We start from the raw sequence: 2,007 nt of genomic DNA, 5'->3' as shown, positions 1-2,007 counted from the left end.
AATAGATAGTCTAAATGAAAGCTCATCACTATAACTGTATTGGTTGATCTATTTTACACCATAAACTCAGGAGAGCCATGATTTGGAACACGGGCATACAGTTGCATTTTTTTTTAAGTGGTATCTGAAGTAAAAGTTTGAGGAGGAGCAAGAACGAAAAATAGTAGTGCTTTTATGTAAAGGATAGAGGACAATAGCTCTATGTCAATCTTTTGAGGAGTCTCATGATGAAACCCTATCTGATTTGTCCAACTTGTGGTTCTGACGATGTGATGAAAAATGGTATGACTCGTCGCGGAAAACTTTCACCATAAATGTCGTGACTGTGGTCGGCAGGAAAGTCGAAAATCCTAAGTGGCAACCCAAAAACACCGACACCGGGCGCAAAAATTGAGTTGCTTCTCCTTGAACGGATTTCTCTTGCTGGCATTGCCCTCCTTCATGGGTGTTTCCTCTCTTCTGGCTTCTTGCATTATGTAAAACACTTGTACACTGCCGTAGAACCCAAGGCTACAGTGACCCCAAAAGAAGTCGGAAAACACACCGTCCAAATGCATGAACTATGGTATGAAAGTAGACAACAAAGGTAATAAACAATGGGTTTGGTTAGCGATGGATGCCAAGACTCGGGAAGTGATCGGATGTCATATTGGAGACCGTTCCTTAAAGTCGGCTCTTGCATTATGGGATTCCCTACCGAGGGTCTATCGCCTGCCGTGCCAAGATTTATACCGATCATTGGGAGGCATATGCTGCGGTTTTACCGACATTCACGGCATCAGCCTGTGGGGAAAGAAAGCGGATTGACGAGTTACATTGAACGATTAAATAATACTCTCAGGCAGCGAATTTCGCGATTAGTCAGGAAGACATTATCGTTTTCTAAGAAGTTGGAGCATCATGGCTGGTGCTATTTGGAATTTTATTCATGACTACAATCACCAAATCCGATTAGCAATGCTGAAGACTCAACTGCCTCAATTTTCTCCATCCTTTACATAAAAGCACTACCTTAGCTTGCTTTTCGGATTAGATAAACTTATAACCATAAGTTCAGGAGCTCCAGTTTGGCTAAACTCTTTAATGCGGAGGGGCGAAATAATAATTATGCCTGAAATTGCTGACTACGAAGTGCGACGCGAGTTGATCCGCGCAGGTAAATTAGCAGGTATTCAACGCCTTGATGGACTGAAATGACAACTTACATACCCTCCTTAGACTACAGAAGTAATGCTTTTGGCCGCTCAGTTGTGGGCGCAAGGGAGAATGAGAGGAAGACCAAGCGCAGAAGCCAATGCACTTGACGGGGAGGTGATTTTGGCGGCTCAAGCAATATTGGAGGCAAGTGAAGGAAATCAGGTGGTAATTGCTATAACAAATGTGGGGCATTTATCTCAATTTGTTGATGCTCGCGAGTGGCGACTAATTCAGTAATCTTTAAATCGATCGCACTTACGCACTTAGCCAATCCCTGCTATACTTTGAACTACAGATATTTTTGCAGACACCGTTGGCGAGATAAAGAGGATGGTGGAAACAGTGGACACAATCGAAAAAAATGACGATCGCACACAAACCCGCTACTGGGGTCAAGTTACGGTCATAGACGCGGGCGATCGTTATAAGATCAATCGCATTGAAGTCAAGCCGGGGCATCACATCAGCACCCAAATGCACTATCACCGCAGTGAGCACTGGGTTGTCGTCTCCGGTACCGCTAAAGTTATCTGCGACGACAAAGAGACGATTCTCATGCAGAAACAGTCAACCTATGTTCCCATGAATACTGCTCACCGCGTAGAAAATCCAGGCGTTATTCCCCTGGTGATGATTGAAATCCAAAATGGTGAATACCTCGGCGATGATGACATTATCCGCTTCGCCCAAGATGCTCACGAGGAAGATTGAGCCTAGGTCAAAATATGAAGCAATCGCAGAGGCCACCGAAAAGCTTCGCACACCAAACAATGACCGAAAGCATTCAGGATACAAGCCCCCGGATTCATC

2 protein-coding genes and 1 pseudogene are annotated in these 2,007 nt (G+C 44.4%); all 3 read left to right on the top strand.

Annotated elements, in window-relative coordinates:
* The first annotated feature begins 239 nt into the window (after positions 1-239).
* Positions 240-1,002 (top strand): annotated as a pseudogene (locus QUA04_RS03885) (IS1 family transposase).
* Between the two features lie 264 nt (positions 1,003-1,266).
* Positions 1,267-1,434, top strand: coding sequence for a hypothetical protein (locus tag QUA04_RS03880; protein WP_333253942.1), 168 nt, complete (start codon positions 1,267-1,269; stop codon positions 1,432-1,434).
* Positions 1,435-1,527: 93 nt separating this feature from the next.
* Complete coding sequence (locus QUA04_RS03875; protein WP_445242282.1) at positions 1,528-1,908, top strand: cupin domain-containing protein; 381 nt, start codon at positions 1,528-1,530, stop codon at positions 1,906-1,908.
* Positions 1,909-2,007 lie beyond the last annotated feature (99 nt).

The sequence above is a fragment of the Microcoleus sp. S13_C5 genome, assembly GCF_036700845.1.
Classification (GTDB): Bacteria; Cyanobacteriota; Cyanobacteriia; order Cyanobacteriales; family Microcoleaceae; genus Microcoleus.
This window is presented reverse-complemented; position numbering and strand designations above follow the sequence as displayed.